The 15,433-nt window shown below is 67.5% G+C and carries 15 protein-coding genes; 9 read left to right on the top strand and 6 right to left on the bottom strand.

The genetic code is table 11. The features are described 5' to 3' along the window. Positions 1–9 precede the first annotated feature (9 nt). Entirely contained in the window at positions 10–510 is a 501-nt protein-coding gene (locus tag AC2JAJ_RS17135) for a hypothetical protein (RefSeq protein WP_486415070.1), read from the bottom strand. Between the two features lie 354 nt (positions 511–864). Between AC2JAJ_RS17135 and AC2JAJ_RS17130 the strand changes: the two genes are divergently transcribed. The 3 genes from AC2JAJ_RS17130 to AC2JAJ_RS17120 are packed head-to-tail and all read left to right on the top strand — an operon-like array spanning position 865 to position 2,026. After that, complete coding sequence (locus AC2JAJ_RS17130) at positions 865–1,122, top strand: SHOCT domain-containing protein (RefSeq protein ID WP_221385912.1); 258 nt, start codon at positions 865–867, stop codon at positions 1,120–1,122. Between the two features lie 29 nt (positions 1,123–1,151). Next, positions 1,152–1,469, top strand: a complete 318-nt coding sequence (locus tag AC2JAJ_RS17125; RefSeq protein WP_486415071.1) for a DUF3040 domain-containing protein — start codon at positions 1,152–1,154, stop codon at positions 1,467–1,469. Next, the gene (locus AC2JAJ_RS17120) at positions 1,466–2,026 is read left to right on the top strand and encodes a hemerythrin domain-containing protein (RefSeq protein ID WP_486415072.1); all 561 of its coding nucleotides are present in this window, start codon (positions 1,466–1,468) and stop codon (positions 2,024–2,026) included. Before AC2JAJ_RS17125 ends, AC2JAJ_RS17120 begins: the two co-directional genes overlap by 4 nt. A gap of 24 nt (positions 2,027–2,050) precedes the next feature. Here AC2JAJ_RS17120 and AC2JAJ_RS17115 read toward each other — a convergent pair whose 3' ends face one another. After that, a complete protein-coding gene (locus AC2JAJ_RS17115; protein ID WP_486416777.1) occupies positions 2,051–2,503 on the bottom strand; it encodes a universal stress protein in 453 nt (150 codons plus the stop codon). 317 nt (positions 2,504–2,820) lie between these two features. Here AC2JAJ_RS17115 and AC2JAJ_RS17110 point away from each other — a divergent pair, with 317 nt between their 5' ends. Continuing rightward, entirely contained in the window at positions 2,821–3,450 is a 630-nt protein-coding gene (locus AC2JAJ_RS17110) for a response regulator (RefSeq protein WP_221385960.1), read from the top strand. Positions 3,451–3,477: 27 nt separating this feature from the next. Here the strand turns inward: AC2JAJ_RS17110 and AC2JAJ_RS17105 are convergent, their stop codons facing one another. Continuing rightward, positions 3,478–5,130 (bottom strand): GAF domain-containing sensor histidine kinase, encoded by a 1,653-nt coding sequence (locus AC2JAJ_RS17105; protein ID WP_473697097.1) that lies wholly within the window; start codon positions 5,128–5,130, stop codon positions 3,478–3,480. Positions 5,131–5,415: 285 nt separating this feature from the next. On the opposite strand from AC2JAJ_RS17105, the gene AC2JAJ_RS17100 reads away from it, so the two are divergent. The 5 genes from AC2JAJ_RS17100 to AC2JAJ_RS17080 all read left to right on the top strand — a co-directional run bounded on the left by AC2JAJ_RS17100 (position 5,416) and on the right by AC2JAJ_RS17080 (position 9,816). After that, positions 5,416–5,874 carry a pyridoxamine 5'-phosphate oxidase family protein gene (locus AC2JAJ_RS17100; RefSeq protein WP_486415073.1) on the top strand — a complete coding sequence of 153 codons (459 nt, stop codon included), beginning with the start codon at positions 5,416–5,418 and terminating at the stop codon, positions 5,872–5,874. Positions 5,875–5,962: 88 nt separating this feature from the next. Then, positions 5,963–6,829 carry a universal stress protein gene (locus tag AC2JAJ_RS17095; RefSeq protein ID WP_486415074.1) on the top strand — a complete coding sequence of 289 codons (867 nt, stop codon included), beginning with the start codon at positions 5,963–5,965 and terminating at the stop codon, positions 6,827–6,829. A 26-nt stretch (positions 6,830–6,855) separates the two neighbouring features. Next, a complete protein-coding gene (locus AC2JAJ_RS17090; protein ID WP_486415075.1) occupies positions 6,856–8,259 on the top strand; it encodes an HAD-IC family P-type ATPase in 1,404 nt (467 codons plus the stop codon). Beyond that, entirely contained in the window at positions 8,226–9,380 is a 1,155-nt protein-coding gene (locus AC2JAJ_RS17085; protein WP_486415076.1) for an HAD-IC family P-type ATPase, read from the top strand. Before AC2JAJ_RS17090 ends, AC2JAJ_RS17085 begins: the two co-directional genes overlap by 34 nt. Before the next feature lie 13 nt (positions 9,381–9,393). Further along, a complete protein-coding gene (locus tag AC2JAJ_RS17080) occupies positions 9,394–9,816 on the top strand; it encodes an Hsp20/alpha crystallin family protein (protein ID WP_221385905.1) in 423 nt (140 codons plus the stop codon). A gap of 115 nt (positions 9,817–9,931) precedes the next feature. Here AC2JAJ_RS17080 and ppsA read toward each other — a convergent pair whose 3' ends face one another. From ppsA to AC2JAJ_RS17065, 3 genes are read right to left on the bottom strand one after another with little or no spacing between them, the layout of a single operon-like run. Further along, the gene (ppsA, locus tag AC2JAJ_RS17075; RefSeq protein ID WP_473697093.1) at positions 9,932–12,343 is read right to left on the bottom strand and encodes a phosphoenolpyruvate synthase; all 2,412 of its coding nucleotides are present in this window, start codon (positions 12,341–12,343) and stop codon (positions 9,932–9,934) included. A gap of 41 nt (positions 12,344–12,384) precedes the next feature. Beyond that, positions 12,385–14,958, bottom strand: coding sequence for a cation-translocating P-type ATPase (locus AC2JAJ_RS17070; protein WP_486415077.1), 2,574 nt, complete (start codon positions 14,956–14,958; stop codon positions 12,385–12,387). Further along, on the bottom strand, positions 14,955–15,416 hold the full coding sequence (locus AC2JAJ_RS17065; protein WP_221385902.1) for a universal stress protein: 462 nt from the start codon (positions 15,414–15,416) through the stop codon (positions 14,955–14,957). The genes AC2JAJ_RS17070 and AC2JAJ_RS17065 overlap by 4 nt, the downstream gene beginning before the upstream one ends. Positions 15,417–15,433: the final 17 nt, after the last annotated feature.

Here is a 15,433-nt window from a genome sequence, read left to right as displayed (position 1 = left end):
CCTGAGCTTTCAAAGCCGGTGGCCCGGGGGCCGGTCCTCGGTGAGGAGGCGGACCAGGACCAGTCCGCTCACCAACCCCATGGCGACCGCCGCCCCCGCGCCGATGACGGCGGTCAGCCATGCCGCCTGCCCCGGCTCCCACAAGGGGGTGGCAACCGCCATGAAGACCGCCAGTCCCGCCGCCCAGGCGGCCGCGCTTCCGGCGATCCAGCGCCACGCCCGCGGCACATGGTGCCGCAGTTCGATCCATTGGGCCGACCCGATCGAGCCAAGCAACAGGACTGCTGCCAGCGCCCCGGCCGCAATCCGGGCCGGAACCGGCCAGTCCTGCCATGCCGGCCAGGCCGACGGCAGCAACCCGACAGCCCAGGCTACGGCGGCAGCAACGGACGTGAGCAGCACCCATCGGCGGGAGGCGAGGGCGGGCAGGCGGGTCCGCAGGAGCCGCACCTGGAACCAGCCCAGGACCGCCCCCTCGGCAAAGCCTGCCAGTACGAGGAGCAACGGCACGCCATCAGGCCAGGCGTTGGCCCGATGTACTCGGCGAGGACCGGGGCAAGGAAGCCCAGGCTCTCGCCAAGGGTGACCCACCCGATCCAACGGGCAAGGAAGCCCGTTCGGGGAAGCGCAGTGGCACGGGCCTTCCCCTTGTCCTCCATGGGCGTTCCTCCTGGTTCTCCTCCCCAGACTGGCGGAGCCGGCCGTACCGTGCCAGTGCCAAAAGCCCCCGCGGCGGCCGGCCAGACCCGGGGGTGGGTGCTTTGGAAGGGGGACCAATGGCTCTGCCGCGGTGGCCGCGCTCCTGCCGATACTGGAGTCAGCGGATGGCCGGCATCCGTTCTACAGTGACCGGAGGTCAGGGAAGTGTACGGCTGGAACGACGGCATGGGCCTGTGGGGCTATGTCCTGATGAGCATCAGCATGGTGGTGGTCTGGGGAGCTGTCATCACCGGCATCGTGCTGCTGGCCCGCTCGCTGCGGGCACCCTATCCGCACAACACCCAGTCCCCGTCGATGCGAACAGCGGAGGACCTACTCGGTGAGCGGTTTGCCCGCGGGGAAATCGACGTTGCGGAATACCAAAACAGGCTGGCAGTGCTGCGCGGCCAGCCAGGCAGCTAGCAACCACGGAATGGATATTGGGGGCAGTCGTGCCACTCTCGGAATTTGAGCGACGGGAGCTTGACAGCATCGCCCAGGGCCTGGAACAGGATGACCCCCGGCTCGCCGCGCTGCTCAACAGGAATGGTCCCCCGTCTTCGCTGCGGACCCGTCTGGGCCGCGGCCTGGTCTTTTTCATGGCCGGCCTCTGCGTCCTGGTATTGGGCCTGGTGATCCGGGCGCCCTTCATTGGGGTCACCGGATTCGCCGTGATGAGCGTGGCCGGCTACTGGGCAACAAAGGACCTCCGATGGCCGTTTGGGCGCTCCAAACGGCAGGTTCCACAACTGGAAGGCAACAACGAATGAATGCCGTACCGGCCACAGGAAAAGAGGCATCCAACGAGGCACGGGCGCTGAAGGCGGTGGAAACGCACCACGCCGATATGCTTCGGCAGCTGAACGGCATGGCCGGACTGCTGACAGAGGCCGTCGAGGGCGGAGACGCGAACGCCGAGCAGGGCACCCAGGCTGCGTTGCTGGACTGGTGCGACCGGGAACTGGTCCCCCATGCCCTCGCCGAGGAGGGCCCGCTGTACAGCGGGCCGCGCGGCAAGCCTGGTGCGAAGCTCCTGGTGGAGGGCATGCTCGCCGAGCACAAAGTCATCGTCGACCTGGTCGAGGAGCTCCGGACCTCCAGCGGGGTGGCCGCCGCCGTGGCGGCCGGGGCCATCCAGCGGATCTTCGCCCTGCACCTGGACAAGGAGAACCGCCTGCTGATGCCGTTCGTCGTCGAATCCCCGGATTTGTCGCTTGCCGACGCAGTGGCAGGACTCCACGAACTGGTGGGAGCAGACGAAGGGCAACGTGTCCATCACCACCACGACCACCGCGCGGAAGAGCACCGTCACCACGCACAGGGATAGCGGGCACAGGGTTAGCGGGCCTTCCTACGGCTGGCCTTCCTGCGGCCGTCCTTCTTCCGGGGCGTGGACCACCAGGACGGGACAGTGCGCATGGCTTACGCAGGCTGAACTCACCGAACCGGGGACGAAGCTCCCATGTCCCCGGCGACCCACAATGAGCAGCAGCGCATTGCGGCTGCCGTCGATCAACAGCGGGCTTGGTTTACCGCGCACCAGCCTGGGATGCACGAAGGCCGGCTGCTCGTCGAAGGCGTCTTTCAGGGCCTGCTGCAGCACCTGTTCCGCCGCGTATTTGAATCCTTCGATTCCGACGGCCAGGTAGACGCCGTAGCCTGCCGGGACGTCCCAGCACGCCCACGCTTCGACTCTCGCCGAGAGGGGTTCCGCCAATGCGCGGGCAACCCGGAGGGCGGCCACGGAAGCCTCTGACCCATCCACTCCCACGATAATTCTCGGGTGCGTTTCCGCGGCTGCCATCGCCATTTCCGTTCTCCCTCATGGTGCGGTCCGTCCCAGCGTGGACTGCCCGCGGCAAGCGGGGTAGGGCCAAAGGTCATCAGGGTGGCGGCGTTGCCCGCACCGGGCAGCCGGCTGCCCGCCACCTGCCGGCGGCCCCGGCCTGCGCGGGGCGCTGTGGACTTTGGTCCCTTCCCGCCGATCCGTCCGCAGGGAACAATGGGACTAGTCCCTCGAGGGGACTGCCCTTCCGCAAGAAGGGCCTGGTCCGATGTTGGGAGCATGAGGTGCAAAACCATGAAGCGGGGACCGAGCACGCAGCAGCTTCTTCCGGGGCGATGCGCGTGTTCATCCTCGATGACCACGAGCTGGTCCGGCAGGGGCTGAGGGACCTGCTGGAGGGTGAAGGGTTCCTGGTGGTTGGCGAGAGCGGCTCCGCCGCCGAGGCCACACGGCGCATCCCCGCACTGCAACCTGACATCGCCATCCTGGACGGGCGCCTTCCCGACGGCACGGGCATAGAAGTCTGCCGCGACGTTCGTTCCCTCGACCCCCGGCTGCGCTGCCTCATCCTGACCAGCTACGACGACGAACAGGCCCTTCGCGGTGCTGTCCTGGCCGGCGCATCCGGCTACATCCTGAAGCAGATCCGGAGCGATGACCTTCTGACCGGGATCCGCAGGGCCGCGGCCGGTGAGTCGTTGTTCGAGCCCGGGGTGGAGCAGCGGATCATCGAGGGCCTGTCCAGGGCCCCGGTTGACCCGCGCCTGGAGGCCCTCAGCGCGCAGGAAAAGAAGGTCCTCGCCTTGATCGGGAAGGGACTGACCAACCGGCAAATCGGTGACGACCTGTTCCTGGCGGAAAAGACCGTCAAGAACTATGTCTCGTCGATCCTGGCAAAACTTGGCTTTGAGCGCCGGACCCAGGCTGCGGTGTACGTCACCCGGAATGCCACGGATGAATCCTGACATCCAGGCTGGACCGTCCCGCCCCGATTAAGAGAGCCGCGCCGTCCACTGAACGGCGGTGCCTTTTCCGGGCGCGCTCTCGATGACGCAGGTGCCGCCCAGCAGCCCCGCCCGGTAGCGCATGTTTGCCAGGCCGCTGACCTCGGCAGGCTCCGTAAACCCCCGCCCGTTGTCGCTGATGAACAGCTGGACCAGGGTCCGGCCCACCGTGACGGCAACCTGGATCTCGTCGCCTCCGGAGTGCCTGAGGGCGTTGCTGAGCGCTTCCGAGACGACTGACAGCAAGTGGACGGCCACCTCTTCCGGGACCGAGTCCACGGGCCCGTCCAGCGCAACCTTGGGAGTGACAGCGTAGCTGCGGGAGTTCTCCCGGACTACCCGCAAAATCCGGCCCGTCAGGGCTTCCCGCTCCTCCTCCCCGGTCCGGAGGGAGTAGATCGTGTCCCGCAATTTGCGGATGGTGTCGTCCAGTTCCCTGGTGACCGCGCCGATCCGCTCGTGTGCCACGGGGTCCGGCGTGTAGCGCCGCAAGGTCTGGATGCTCAGGCCGGCGGCGAACAGCCGCTGGATGACAAGGTCGTGCAGGTCGCGGGCTATCCGCTCCCGGTCAGTGAAAAGGAGGTTCTGTTCCCGCAGCGCGTTGACGCGGGCCAGGTCCAGTGCCAGCCCGATCCGGCTCCCGAACGTGGCGCTGGATTCGACATCCGACTGGTTGAACACCGGGGCCCCCTGGGCACGCGCCACCAACAGCACGCCGTTGTCGCTGTTGCCGTGCCCGAGCGAAAACACCAGTACGGAACCAAGCTTCTTGGCCACCTCATCCTCGAACACCTGGCCCGGCTCGCGGACCACCAACGATTCGCCCGAATCAATGACAGAGGAGATCGTGGCGGAGACAGTGATCTCCTGCCCGGCCTGCAGGCCCTGTACCCCCAGGGAGGACTGGCAGCGGAGGACGCCCTCACCGGCCGGAACCGCCACCACCGCCAGCGCGGAATCCGAGACTTTCAACGCGGTTTCAGCAATCAGGTCGAATCCGTCCGCATCGCGGGGATGGGACGCCATGATCAGCCGGCTGCTCAGCTCCATGCCTGCTTCCAGCCATCTTTGCCGGCGGGCGCTGTCCTCGAAGAGGCGGGCATTCTGGATGGCGACTCCCGCCGCGGCAGCCAATGCCACGGCCAGGTCCTCGTCCTCCGGGGTGAAGTCCTTTCCGCCGAACTTCTCGGTGAGGTACAGGTTTCCAAACACCTCGTCGCGCACGCGTACCGGGACGCCCAGGAACGTCTTCATTGGCGGATGGTTCCGGGGGAAGCCGGAGGTGATGGGATGCCGGCCAAGATCGTGCAGGCGCAAAGGCTTCGGCTCCCGGATCAACAGGCCCAGGACGCCGTGTCCCGTCGGCAGGTCGCCGATGGAACGGATGCCCTCCTCATCGATACCCACGGTAATGAAGTGGCTGAGCCTGCGGTCCTCGCCAATGACGCCCAGGGCGCCATATTTTGCGCCCACCAACGCGCAGGCAGAGCGGACAAGGCGGTCAAGGACGGCTTCCAGGCTCAGGTCCTCGGCAAGGGCGACGACGGCGGCCAGCAGCCCGTTGATCCGTTCCTGGGTATCCAGGAGCTCGTCTCCCCGGACGGTCAAATCCCGCAGGAGGTCCTCAACCCTGTTCCTCATGGGAGAGTTCCACTGCCGCTCTGTGCCCACGCTCCACCTCCTGCGGCAAGCACCTGCGTCCTTGCAGGCCCCTGGCGCGATTCAAACGCCCGGAACGGAGTACGTCCCCGTTCCTGAATGCGCCTCCCCCGAGCACGAAGGCATGTCCTGGAACCATTCTAGAAGACCCCGGCGACGACAGACATAGCCGGGCCTGTTACGAATGCAATTCATCGGTCACGGGCGTTGTCACCGGCGGGACCTTCTTCCCTAGCCGCGGCTGCTTCCCAGCCCTAGGCTACGGCCATGAACACAGCAGCAACAGAACCCGGAATCCAGCATCTCGGCGTCCATGATTGTTGGAAATACCTTCGCTCCGCTTCCCTGTGCCGGGTGGCCTTTGCGGACGGTGAGACCGTGGAGAACTTCCCCGTCAATTACGTCCCCACCAACGGCACCTTGCTGATCCGGACGGGCGACAACACCAAGCTCGCCTCCCTTGCCGGCCGGAAATCCGTGGCAGTCGAGGCGGACGGGATGAACCAGTACGGGACCATCGCCTGGAGCGTCATCATCAAGGGCCACGCTGCTGTCGTCTCGGACGCGGAGGAAGTCCAGGACGCCATGGACGCCGGGCTCTCGCCGTGGCAACCCGGACAAAAGAACGTCCTGCTTCGGATCACACCGGAGGACATCAGCGGCCGGCGGTTTGTCATTGCGGCACCAACACACTGGTGGCCGCCCCGGGAGCCCACAGCCGACTAATCCTGCTGCGGGCAACTGCCCACCCCTCAAGCCTTCCAACCCCACCACCCGCCCCACCAGACCCACCAGACCCACAAGGATGGCCACCATGGCACCAAGCCAGCCCATCGCCGTCGGCATCACCGACTCGCCCGCCTCAAACGCCGCCCTGTACTGGGCAGCGGCCCGTGCCAACCGGCTCAAAGTGCCCTTGGCCGTACTGCATGTCCTGGATGACCGGTGGATGGCCGCTGAGGTACTGCCCTACGTCGAGGTGCTCCGCGAAAGGGGCCTGGACCTGCTCAAGGAGGTCGGCGAGAAGGCGCGCGCCGCCGAGCCGGGCCTTCAGGTCACGCTGGAACTGCTTGAAGGAGGGGTGGGAGCGGCACTGGGGGACTATTCCAGGAACGCGTCCATGCTGGTCCTGGGTACCAGCGGCCATTCCCGCGGGGCCTTGACCGACCGCGCCCTGCAGGCCGCTGCCACTGCCGAATGCCCGGTGGCGGTCATCGGCATCGGCCAGGAGGACGGGCGGGGGGTCTTCGTCGGCGTGGATGGATCGCGCGAGTCTACCCAGGCGGTTGCCTTTGCGGCGGCGGAGGCCGATGTCCTGGGTGAAGAACTAACGGTCCTCTACGCCTTCACCGGCCCCAACCGCTGGATCGCCGCAGGGCTCCCCTCCACCAGTTTCGCCGGCCACGTGGTTGAGGAAGAACAATTGGTGCTGTCCGAGACGCTGGCAGGCCTCCGCCAGGAGTACCCCGACCTTGTGGTCCACAGCGTCCTGGAGACAGTCCTGGAGCCCGCGGACGCCCTGGTCCGGGCGGCTGCCGGGGCGCGGCTGCTGGTCCTCGGCAGCCTGGGCAGGGGCGGGTTCGGGCGGCTCCTCCTCGGCTCGACAGCGCACGCGGTCCTGACCCAGCCCCCATGCCCCACCGTCATTACCCGCATGCACAAGAGCCAGCACAAGGAGTAACGGCGGAAGCTGTTGCTGGTCGCGCCATGTCCACAGCCGGGCAGAACAGAAGCGTCTCGGGCCCCGCCGCGGGCCATCGCGGGGCGCCCGAAGGCCTCTCCACGGCTGAAGTACTGGAACGGACCGACAGTGGGCAGGTCAACAGCGTTCCGGCAGCCACGAGCCGCAGCGTCTGGGACATCGTGCGGGCCAACGTCTTCACCCTGTTCAACGCCATCGTCGGCGGGAGTTTCCTCCTGCTGTTGGTGCTGGGCCAGTGGCGGGATGCCCTCTTTGGCCTGTCCGCCATCAGCAACGCGCTGATGGGCATCATCCAGGAGTACCGTGCCAAGCGTTCCCTCGATCAGTTGGCTATCCTGCACGCCGCGACATGCCGGGTCATCCGCAACGGTGCCAGGACAGAGATACCCTCGGGGGAACTGGTAGCGGATGACCTGGTGGTGCTGAGCGCAGGAGACGAGGTCACCGCGGACCTTCAGCTTCTGGACGGTGCTTTCCTCGAAGTGGACGAATCCCTGCTGACCGGGGAGTCGGAGCCCGTGCCCAAGCTGCCGGGCGCCGTGCTTCTCTCGGGCTCATTGGTCCTGGGAGGCACCGGCTACGCCCGGGTCCTGCGCGTCGGACCGGAGACGTTCGCCTCCGGGCTGGCGGCAGAAGCCAGGCGCTTTTCCCTGGTCACGTCGGAGATCCGCCGGGGCCTGGACAGGGTCTTCCGCGTGATCTCATGGCTGCTGCTGCCCACCGCCGCGCTGCTGGTGAATGCCCAGATGCTGGAACAGGGCGGGTGGTCGGCCGCCTTCACCACATGGAGGTGGGTTCCAGCGGCTGTGGGGACAATTGCGGGCATCATGGCCATGATCCCGCTCGGCCTGGTCCTGATGACCAGCGTGGCCTTCGCCGTGGGCGGCCTCCGGCTCGCCGGCCAGAAGGTCCTGGTCCAGGAACTTGCGGCCGTGGAGGTGCTGGCGAGGGTGGACGTCCTGTGCCTGGACAAGACGGGGACGCTCTCCTCCGGCCCCATCGAGTTTGACGCAGTCCATGGCACCGGAAGGCGCCCGGAGGACGGGTGGCGGGCTGCCGTGGAATGGTTCGGGGCGGCATCGGATGCCAGCAGCACAGCCGCCGCCATCGGTGCAGCATTCCCCACCACCGTTCCGCTCCCGGAGGTGGCATCCGTCCCGTTCTCATCGGCGCGCAAGTGGAGTTCCGTCACGTTCGGTCCCGAATCCGGGGCAGCCGGGACCTGGATCCTGGGGGCGCCGGACGCGGTGCTCGGCGGGTCCCCCGGCAGTTCGCGGGCACGCGCCCAGGCAGCGGCGCTCGCCTCAACCGGGCTCCGCACGCTGGCGCTGGCGCACATGCCGGCCCCCTGCCGCCTGGGGCCGCGGAATCCGGCTTGCCGGCGGACCTTTCCCCGGTGTTCCTCCTGACCTTCCGGGAGAGCATCAGGACGGACGCCCCCCGGACCCTCGACTACTTCCGGCGCCAGGGCGTCACCGTGAAAATCATTTCCGGCGATGATCCCCGGACTGTTTCGGCCCTGGCCCGCGGCCTGGGCTTCGGATCCGGTCCGGCCTACGATGCGAGGAACCTCCCCGAAGAGCCGCTCCTGCAGGATGGGATCGTGGAGTCCCAGGACCTCTTCGGCGGGGTCACGCCGTCGCAAAAGAGGGAACTGATCCAGTCATTGAAACGGCAGGGACACACCGTGGCCATGACCGGAGACGGGGTCAACGATGTCCTGGCACTCAAGGAGGCCGACCTGGGCATTGCCATGGATTCCGCGGCACCGGCAACCAAGGCCGTAGCCCGCCTCGTCCTCCTGGACGGGCGCTTCGACAGGTTGCCGGCAGTGGTTGACGAAGGGCGCCGGGCCATCAGCAACATCGAGCGGGTGTCCCTGGTTTTCCTTAGCAAGACGGTGTACGCAACGGTCATCTCGGTCATGGCCGGCATCCTGCTGCTGGCGTTCCCTTTCCTGCCCCGGCAACTGTCCGCCCTCGACGGCCTGACCATCGGCCTGCCGGCCTTCTTCCTGGCCCTGCAGCCGGGAGCGCGGCGTTATGAATCCGGCTTCCTCCGCCGCTCACTGGCTTTCGCCGTACCCGCCGGGATCTCTGCCGCGGCATGCGTACTGGCCGTCGCCGCCTACGCCCAGTCCTCGGGCGGGAGGGACACTGAAGAGGCCCAGTCGGCCTCCGCCGTGACCCTCGCGCTCGTGGCGGCATGGATCCTGGTGATCGCATCACGGCCCCTCACCACACCCAAGCTCCTGATCCTGGCCGGCATGTACGCGGGACTGGCCCTGCTCTTCACTGTCCCTTTGACCCAGGACTTCTTTCGCCTCGGACTTCCGCGTGCGGAACTCCTGGCCGTCGCCGTCGCAGCTGCCCTGGCGGGGTGCCTGGCCGTCGAAGCCGCCGCACATTTTGCCCGGCGGACAGGCGCCCGCACCGGCGGGAGCAGGCTGGGACCTTTGACTCTGGAACCTGCTTCCCGGGAAGCGGATGGTGGAACTGCCGGGCAACCCGATGATCCGGCGTCCAGATGAGCAGGAGGCAAGAATGACAGACCTGATGAAATGGTTCGACACCCGCCGCTCCCCCATGGATCTGATCGAAAGACTCTTCGAGGGCGAGACGGGGTCTTCCGCCATTCGGGTTGAAGAGATGGTGGATGGCAACACGCTGGTGGTGCGGGCCGAACTGCCCGGCATTGATCCCGACAAGGACGTGGACGTGACAGTCGCCGACGGCGTGCTGTCGATCAAGGCCGAGCGGCAGGAGAAGAAAGAGCATAAGGACAAGGACAGCTACAGGTCTGAATTCCGCTACGGCTCGTTCATGCGCCGGATCCCGCTGCCCAGCGGCGTCCAGCAGGACGACGTTTCCGCGTCCTACAAGGACGGCGTCCTGGAAGTCCGCGCCCCGATGCCGGACCAGGGGCAGGTGGCAGCTTCCGCAAAGATCCCCATCAGCAGGGGCTGAGGCCCACCAGCAGCCGACGGCGGTGCCTGGCCTGCGTGCAGGCCAGGCACTTTGCTGCCCCTGAAGTTTGGCTGCCCCTTGGCTTTGCTTGCCCGGGCGGCCGGGGCTCTGCCAGCTACCCTTTGGCGGCAGCCTCGGCGGCGGCGATGATGGGAAGGGTCTTCAGGAACGTGTCCGGGTTCAGCGACACCGAATCGATGCCCTGGGCCACCAGGAACTCGGCGAGGTCGGGGTGGTTGCTGGGCCCTTGCCCGCAGATGCCGATCTTGATACCGGCGGCGTGTGCCTTGCTGATTGCCTGGGCAATCATGGACGTGACGGCGGGGTCGCGTTCGTCGAACAGCCCAGCGAGTTCCTCCGAGTCGCGGTCCACGCCCAGCACCAGCTGCGTTAGGTCGTTGGAGCCGATGGAGAACCCGTCAAAGCGGCGCGCGAAGTCCTCCGCCAGGACCACGTTGGAGGGGATTTCGCACATCATGTACAGCTGCAGTCCCGCCGCGCCACGGACCAGGCCGTGTTCTTCCATCGCCTGGATGACCAGGTCGGCTTCATTGACGGTCCGGCAGAACGGGACCATGACGATGACGTTGGAAAAACCGATCTGCTCACGGACCCGCTTGAGGGCACGGCACTCGAGGGCGAACCCTTCCCGGTAATGGCCGCTGTAATACCGTGAAGCGCCGCGGAACCCCAGCATGGGGTTTTCTTCCGGGCGCTCAAAGTAGCTGCCGCCCACCAGGTGGCTGTATTCGTTGCTCTTGAAGTCGCTGAGCCGGACGATCACCGGCTTCGGGTGGAAGGGGGCTGCAATCTTCGCGATGCCGGTGGCAAGGACGTCGACGAAGTATTCCTGCGGGTCGCCATAACCGCTGGTGAGTTCCCGGATCAGCCCGGCCTCGCCGGGATCCGTGACCCGTTCCGGGTGGACCAGGGCCATGGGGTGGATACGGATGAGGTTGTTGATGATGAACTCCATCCGGGCCAGGCCTACGCCCGCCGCCGGAAGACGCCACCATTTGAAGGCAGCGGCCGGGCTGGCGATGTTGACCATGACGCCGGTGCGGGTGGCCGGAAGGGCCTGCATGTCCACGTCGTCCACCGAGTAGTCCAGCAGCCCCTCGTAGACGCGGCCTTCTTCCCCTTCAGCGCAGGACAAGGTGACCGGGCCGCCGTCGGACAGGACATCCGTTGCATTGCGCGTCCCGACGACGGCCGGCACCCCGAGTTCCCTGCTGACAATCGCCGCGTGGCTGGTGGGGCCGCCGTGGTCGGTGACGATGCCGGCAGCGCGTTTCATCACCGGAACCCAGTCCGGGTCCGTCATCCGGGTAACCAGCACGGAACCGTCGACAAAGGACTCGATGTCCTTCGCATCCGTGATCACGCACGCCTGCCCGCGGGCGATGGAATCGCCGATGGCGGCACCGGTTGCCAGTACCCGCCCCGTCCCTGCAAGCCGGTAGGTGCGGAAGGTGGAAATGTCCCGCCGGGCCTGGACCGTTTCCGGCCGTGCCTGCACCATGAACAGTTCGCCTGTCAGCCCGTCCTTTGCCCATTCCATGTCCATGGGGCGCCCATAGTGGTCCTCGACGGCCGCCGCCCAGCGCGCCAGGAGGACAATCTCCGGGTCCGCGAGCACCAGCGAGCGCCGTTCCCGTTCGCTGGTCTCAACCGTCCGGGTCCGGGCATCCCCGCCCTGGCTGTAGACCATCTTGCGCTCCTTGGCGCCCAGCTCCCGCTCGATGATGGGGCTGAACCGCTGGTCCGCCAGCAGGGGCTTGAACACCTGGTACTTGTCCGGGTTGATGGTTCCCTGGACCACCGTTTCCCCGAGCCCCCACGCCGCGCTGATCACCACCACCTGGGGAAAGCCGGACTCCGTGTCGATCGAGAACATCACGCCCGAAGCGCCCAGGTCCGAGCGCACCATCCGCTGCACGCCGACGGACAATGCAACGTCCAGGTGGTCGAACCCCTTTATCTCCCGGTAGCTGATGGCCCGGTCGGTGAAGAGCGAGGCGTAACAGCGCCGGCAGGCGTCCAAAACGGCGCGGCCGCCGGCAACGTTGAGGTAGGTTTCCTGCTGTCCGGCGAAGCTGGCGTCCGGCAGGTCCTCGGCCGTGGCGCTGCTGCGGACGGCAACGGCTGCCTGGTCCTGCCCGGCGCGTTGGCACAGTGCCCGGTAGTGCTCCTGGATGTCCTTTGCGGTGTCTTCGGGGAAACTGGCCTGCAGGAACAGTTCGCGGATGGCCGCCCCCGCCTGCCGCAGCGTGGAACGTCCCGCCCGGTAGTCCTCAATGCGGCTCCTAATGCCCGGCTCCAGGTTGTTGGCGTCGAGGAAGGCCCGGTAGGCGGTGGCGGTGGTGGCGAATCCCTCCGGAACCCGCACTCCGGCGGACCGCAGGGCACGGCTTAGCTCACCCAGGGAAGCGTTCTTCCCACCAACGGAGGGGATGTCAGCGATTCCGGTCTCTTCGATCCACGTGACGTGGACGCCGGCCAGCGATGTTTCGGCGGCTGAGGTCATGGCTCGATTCTGGCGTTCCCCGGCCTGGACACGGCAGAGTCTTAGGTCCCTGCCGCGCCCTGGCCGCGCCGGGCACGTCCCCGGATGGCTTTATGGGTCCAGTCCGCCAGCAACACCGCCGGCACGGCCAGCAGTGCCAGCAGCAGGCCCAGGGGCGGCGGCGGAGCCTGGCCCAGCAGGGCTGCGAGGTATGGCACGTACAGGCATACGGCAAGGATCCCCAGCTCGGCCAGCACAGCACTGGCGAGGAGCCTGTTCGTGCCCCAGCCAAGCCGCCAGGGCGGGACCGTGGCGCTCCGGCAGGCGTAGGCGTTGGCCAGCTGTCCCAGCACCACGGCAGTGAAGGCGGCACCTGATGCAGCCATCAGCAGGCCTGCCTCCGGGGCGGTGCCGCGGGTCCAGCCGCCCTCGGCAAGGACAGCGGAAAACACCGCCATCTCGATTGCCGCTTCTACCGGCCCAAGCACGCAGAACACCCTCACGATCAGCCGCCGGTCCATGAGGTGCCGCCGCTCGGCGCGACGGGCCAGGACATGTTTGGCGGGCGGCTCAGCGCCCAGGGCCAGGGCGGGAAGCAGGTCGGTGCCGATGTCCAGCGCCAGGATCTGCAGGACACCGAGGGCCAGCGGGAACCTGCCGCCGGACAGCGCCCAAATGACGAAGGGGGTCAGTTCCGCGACGTTGTCGGTGAGGTGGTAGGTCAGGAACCGGTGGATGTTCGAATAGGTGGCGCGGCCCTGTTCGATGGCCGAGACAATGGTGCCGAAATGGTCGTCGAGCAGGACAAGGTCCGCGGCTTCGCGCGCAACGTCGGTTCCACTCCGGCCCATGGCCACGCCGATATCCGCTTCACGCAGGGCCGGCCCGTCGTTGACGCCGTCGCCGGTCATGGCCACCACGTGCCCGCGGGCCTGCAGCGCCTTGGCCACGCGGAGCTTCTGCTCCGGGGACACCCGGCTGACCACCACCCCGTCACGGTCAAGGAGCGCACCCAGCAGTTGGTCGTCGTCGGGCAGGTCCGATCCCTCGTAAATGCGTTCCGGCGACCCTATCAGCCCAATCTGGCGGGCGATGGCTGCCGCAGTGGCGGGGTGGTCGCCGGTGATCATTGCGATCTTCAGGCCGGCCTGGCGGGCCGTCCGGATCACCTCGCCCACGTCCGGCCGGGGCGGATCCTGCAGCCCGATCAACCCCAGCAGCTCGAGGCCGGTTTCCAGGTCTCCCGCGGTGCTTGACTGCCACTCCCCGGATGGCCCCGCCAGCCGCCGTCGTGCCACCGCGATAACCCGCAGGCCGCGCGATGCCATCACCTCCACCTGTTCCTTTACGTGCCCGGGCACGGACCCGCACAGGGGAAGCACTGTCTCGGGAGCCCCCTTGCAGAAGAGCTCCGCCCCCATGACCACCGACTCGCGGCGCCGCACGGGGTCGAAAGGCAGGCGCCTGGCAGGCACCATGGTGGCTTCGGTGCCGGTCAGCCTGCGGGCGAGGACATCCATGGCCGCTTCCATCGGGTCCCCCTGGGCGTGCCATTGCCCGCCGCGCAGCTCGGCCCGGCCCTGGGAAGCCGCCCGGGCCGCCACTGCGGCCTCCGCGGCCTTTTCCGTGCCCTGCCCGTGGACCACGGCCACGGGGGCATATCCCTCCCCCGCGACCTGGACGGATCCTTCCGCCGTATAGACCTCGACGGCGTTCATCCGGTTCTGCGTCAGGGTCCCCGTTTTGTCAGTGCAGATGAAAGTGGTGGATCCCAGGGTCTCCACCGCCTCCAGGTTGCGCACCAGGGCGTCCCGGGAGGCCATCCGCTGGGCGCCCATCGCCAGTGACAGGGTGACGGTGGGCAGGAGCCCCTCAGGGACCAGCGCCACAGCAACGCCAATAGCGAAGAGGAACGAATCCCGCCACTGGAAGCCCACCAGCAGCGACACCAGGAAAAAGAGGCCGGCAATGGCCAGGGCCACCCCCGCGATGACCCTGACGATCCGGCGAAGTTCCAGGGACAGCGGCGTGGGAGGCGGCACCGCGCCGCTGGTCAGGGCCGCGATGCCGGCCAGCCGGGTCCCGGCGCCCGTCGCGGTCACGGCGGCTTCGGCCTCGCCATTGACCAGGAACGTGCCTCCCCACCCGGAGTCGCCGGCAGTTTTTGCCACCGGTTCGCTTTCTCCGGTGAGCATCGATTCGTCCACGGCACAGGCCGAGGCGGAGAGCATGGCAACATCGGCGGGGATGCGGTCACCGGCGGTGAGCAGCACGACGTCGCCCGTCACCAGTTCGCTGGCGTGCACTTTGCGGACCCGGCCGTCCCGGCGCACCACGACGTCGGCCGGCAGCAGTCCGCGCAGCCGGGCGGCTGCATGCTGGGCCCGCTCCTGCTGGATATGGGCAAAAACGCCGTTGACAATGACGACGACGATGATCGCCACAGCGAGCTGGGGCATGTTTGCGAGGAAGGCCAGCCCGGCGGCGCACCACAGCATCAGCGCGAAGAAGTGCGTCATCTCCCCCCAGAGCTTTCGCCACTGCGGGACCGGTTTCTCCGCCGGAAGCAGGTTGGGTCCCGACTCCTTCAGGAGTGCGGCCGCCCGCTCCGAGGTCAGGCCCTCGGCAGCCCTCACACGGCGTCCGCCTCCTGCCCCACCAACAGCACGGGGCACGCCGAATGCGCGGCGCATGCCTTGCTGACGGAGCCCATGGACGTTCCCAGCAGGCCGCCCTCGCCGTGCCTGCCAACCACCAGCATCTGGGCCCGTTTGCTTTCCTCCACCAGCACCTTCGCCGGTGGCCCGAACTTAACCGCAACTTCCATCTCTCCGGGCCGGTCCCCGGAGAATGCCCGGCCCAGGGCTTCCTCGACCAGGCGGCGGGCTGCGTCCTCCAGCCTCGCCGTGAACTGCCGGTCGGCGCCCTCAAGGCGGGACAGCACCAGGTAGTCCGGCATACCGACGCACGTGATCACCTCCAGCCGGGTGCCCAGCCGCGCCGCCAGCGTGCCCGCATACCGCAGGGCGGCGGAGGAGTATTCGGAACCATCGACACCGACGATCACGGGCTTCGGGGCTGTTTCTGCATTCATAGACACCACGTTCCCGG

This window comes from Arthrobacter sp. MOO21 (assembly GCF_057369995.2).
This window is presented reverse-complemented; position numbering and strand designations above follow the sequence as displayed.

Bases quoted from the DNA above. Each gene is read 5' to 3' on its own strand.
- AC2JAJ_RS17065 (WP_221385902.1), bottom strand. From the start codon at position 15,416: ATGAATGCAGAAACAGCCCCGAAGCCCGTGATCGTCGGTGTCGATGGT.
- ppsA (WP_473697093.1), bottom strand. From the start codon at position 12,343: ATGACCTCAGCCGCCGAAACATCGCTGGCCGGCGTCCACGTCACGTGG.
- AC2JAJ_RS17100 (WP_486415073.1), top strand. From the start codon at position 5,416: ATGAACACAGCAGCAACAGAACCCGGAATCCAGCATCTCGGCGTCCAT.
- AC2JAJ_RS17115 (WP_486416777.1), bottom strand. From the start codon at position 2,503: ATGGCAGCCGCGGAAACGCACCCGAGAATTATCGTGGGAGTGGATGGG.
- AC2JAJ_RS17090 (WP_486415075.1), top strand. From the start codon at position 6,856: ATGTCCACAGCCGGGCAGAACAGAAGCGTCTCGGGCCCCGCCGCGGGC.
- AC2JAJ_RS17080 (WP_221385905.1), top strand. From the start codon at position 9,394: ATGACAGACCTGATGAAATGGTTCGACACCCGCCGCTCCCCCATGGAT.
- AC2JAJ_RS17120 (WP_486415072.1), top strand. From the start codon at position 1,466: ATGAATGCCGTACCGGCCACAGGAAAAGAGGCATCCAACGAGGCACGG.
- AC2JAJ_RS17095 (WP_486415074.1), top strand. From the start codon at position 5,963: ATGGCACCAAGCCAGCCCATCGCCGTCGGCATCACCGACTCGCCCGCC.
- AC2JAJ_RS17105 (WP_473697097.1), bottom strand. From the start codon at position 5,130: ATGAGGAACAGGGTTGAGGACCTCCTGCGGGATTTGACCGTCCGGGGA.
- AC2JAJ_RS17110 (WP_221385960.1), top strand. From the start codon at position 2,821: ATGCGCGTGTTCATCCTCGATGACCACGAGCTGGTCCGGCAGGGGCTG.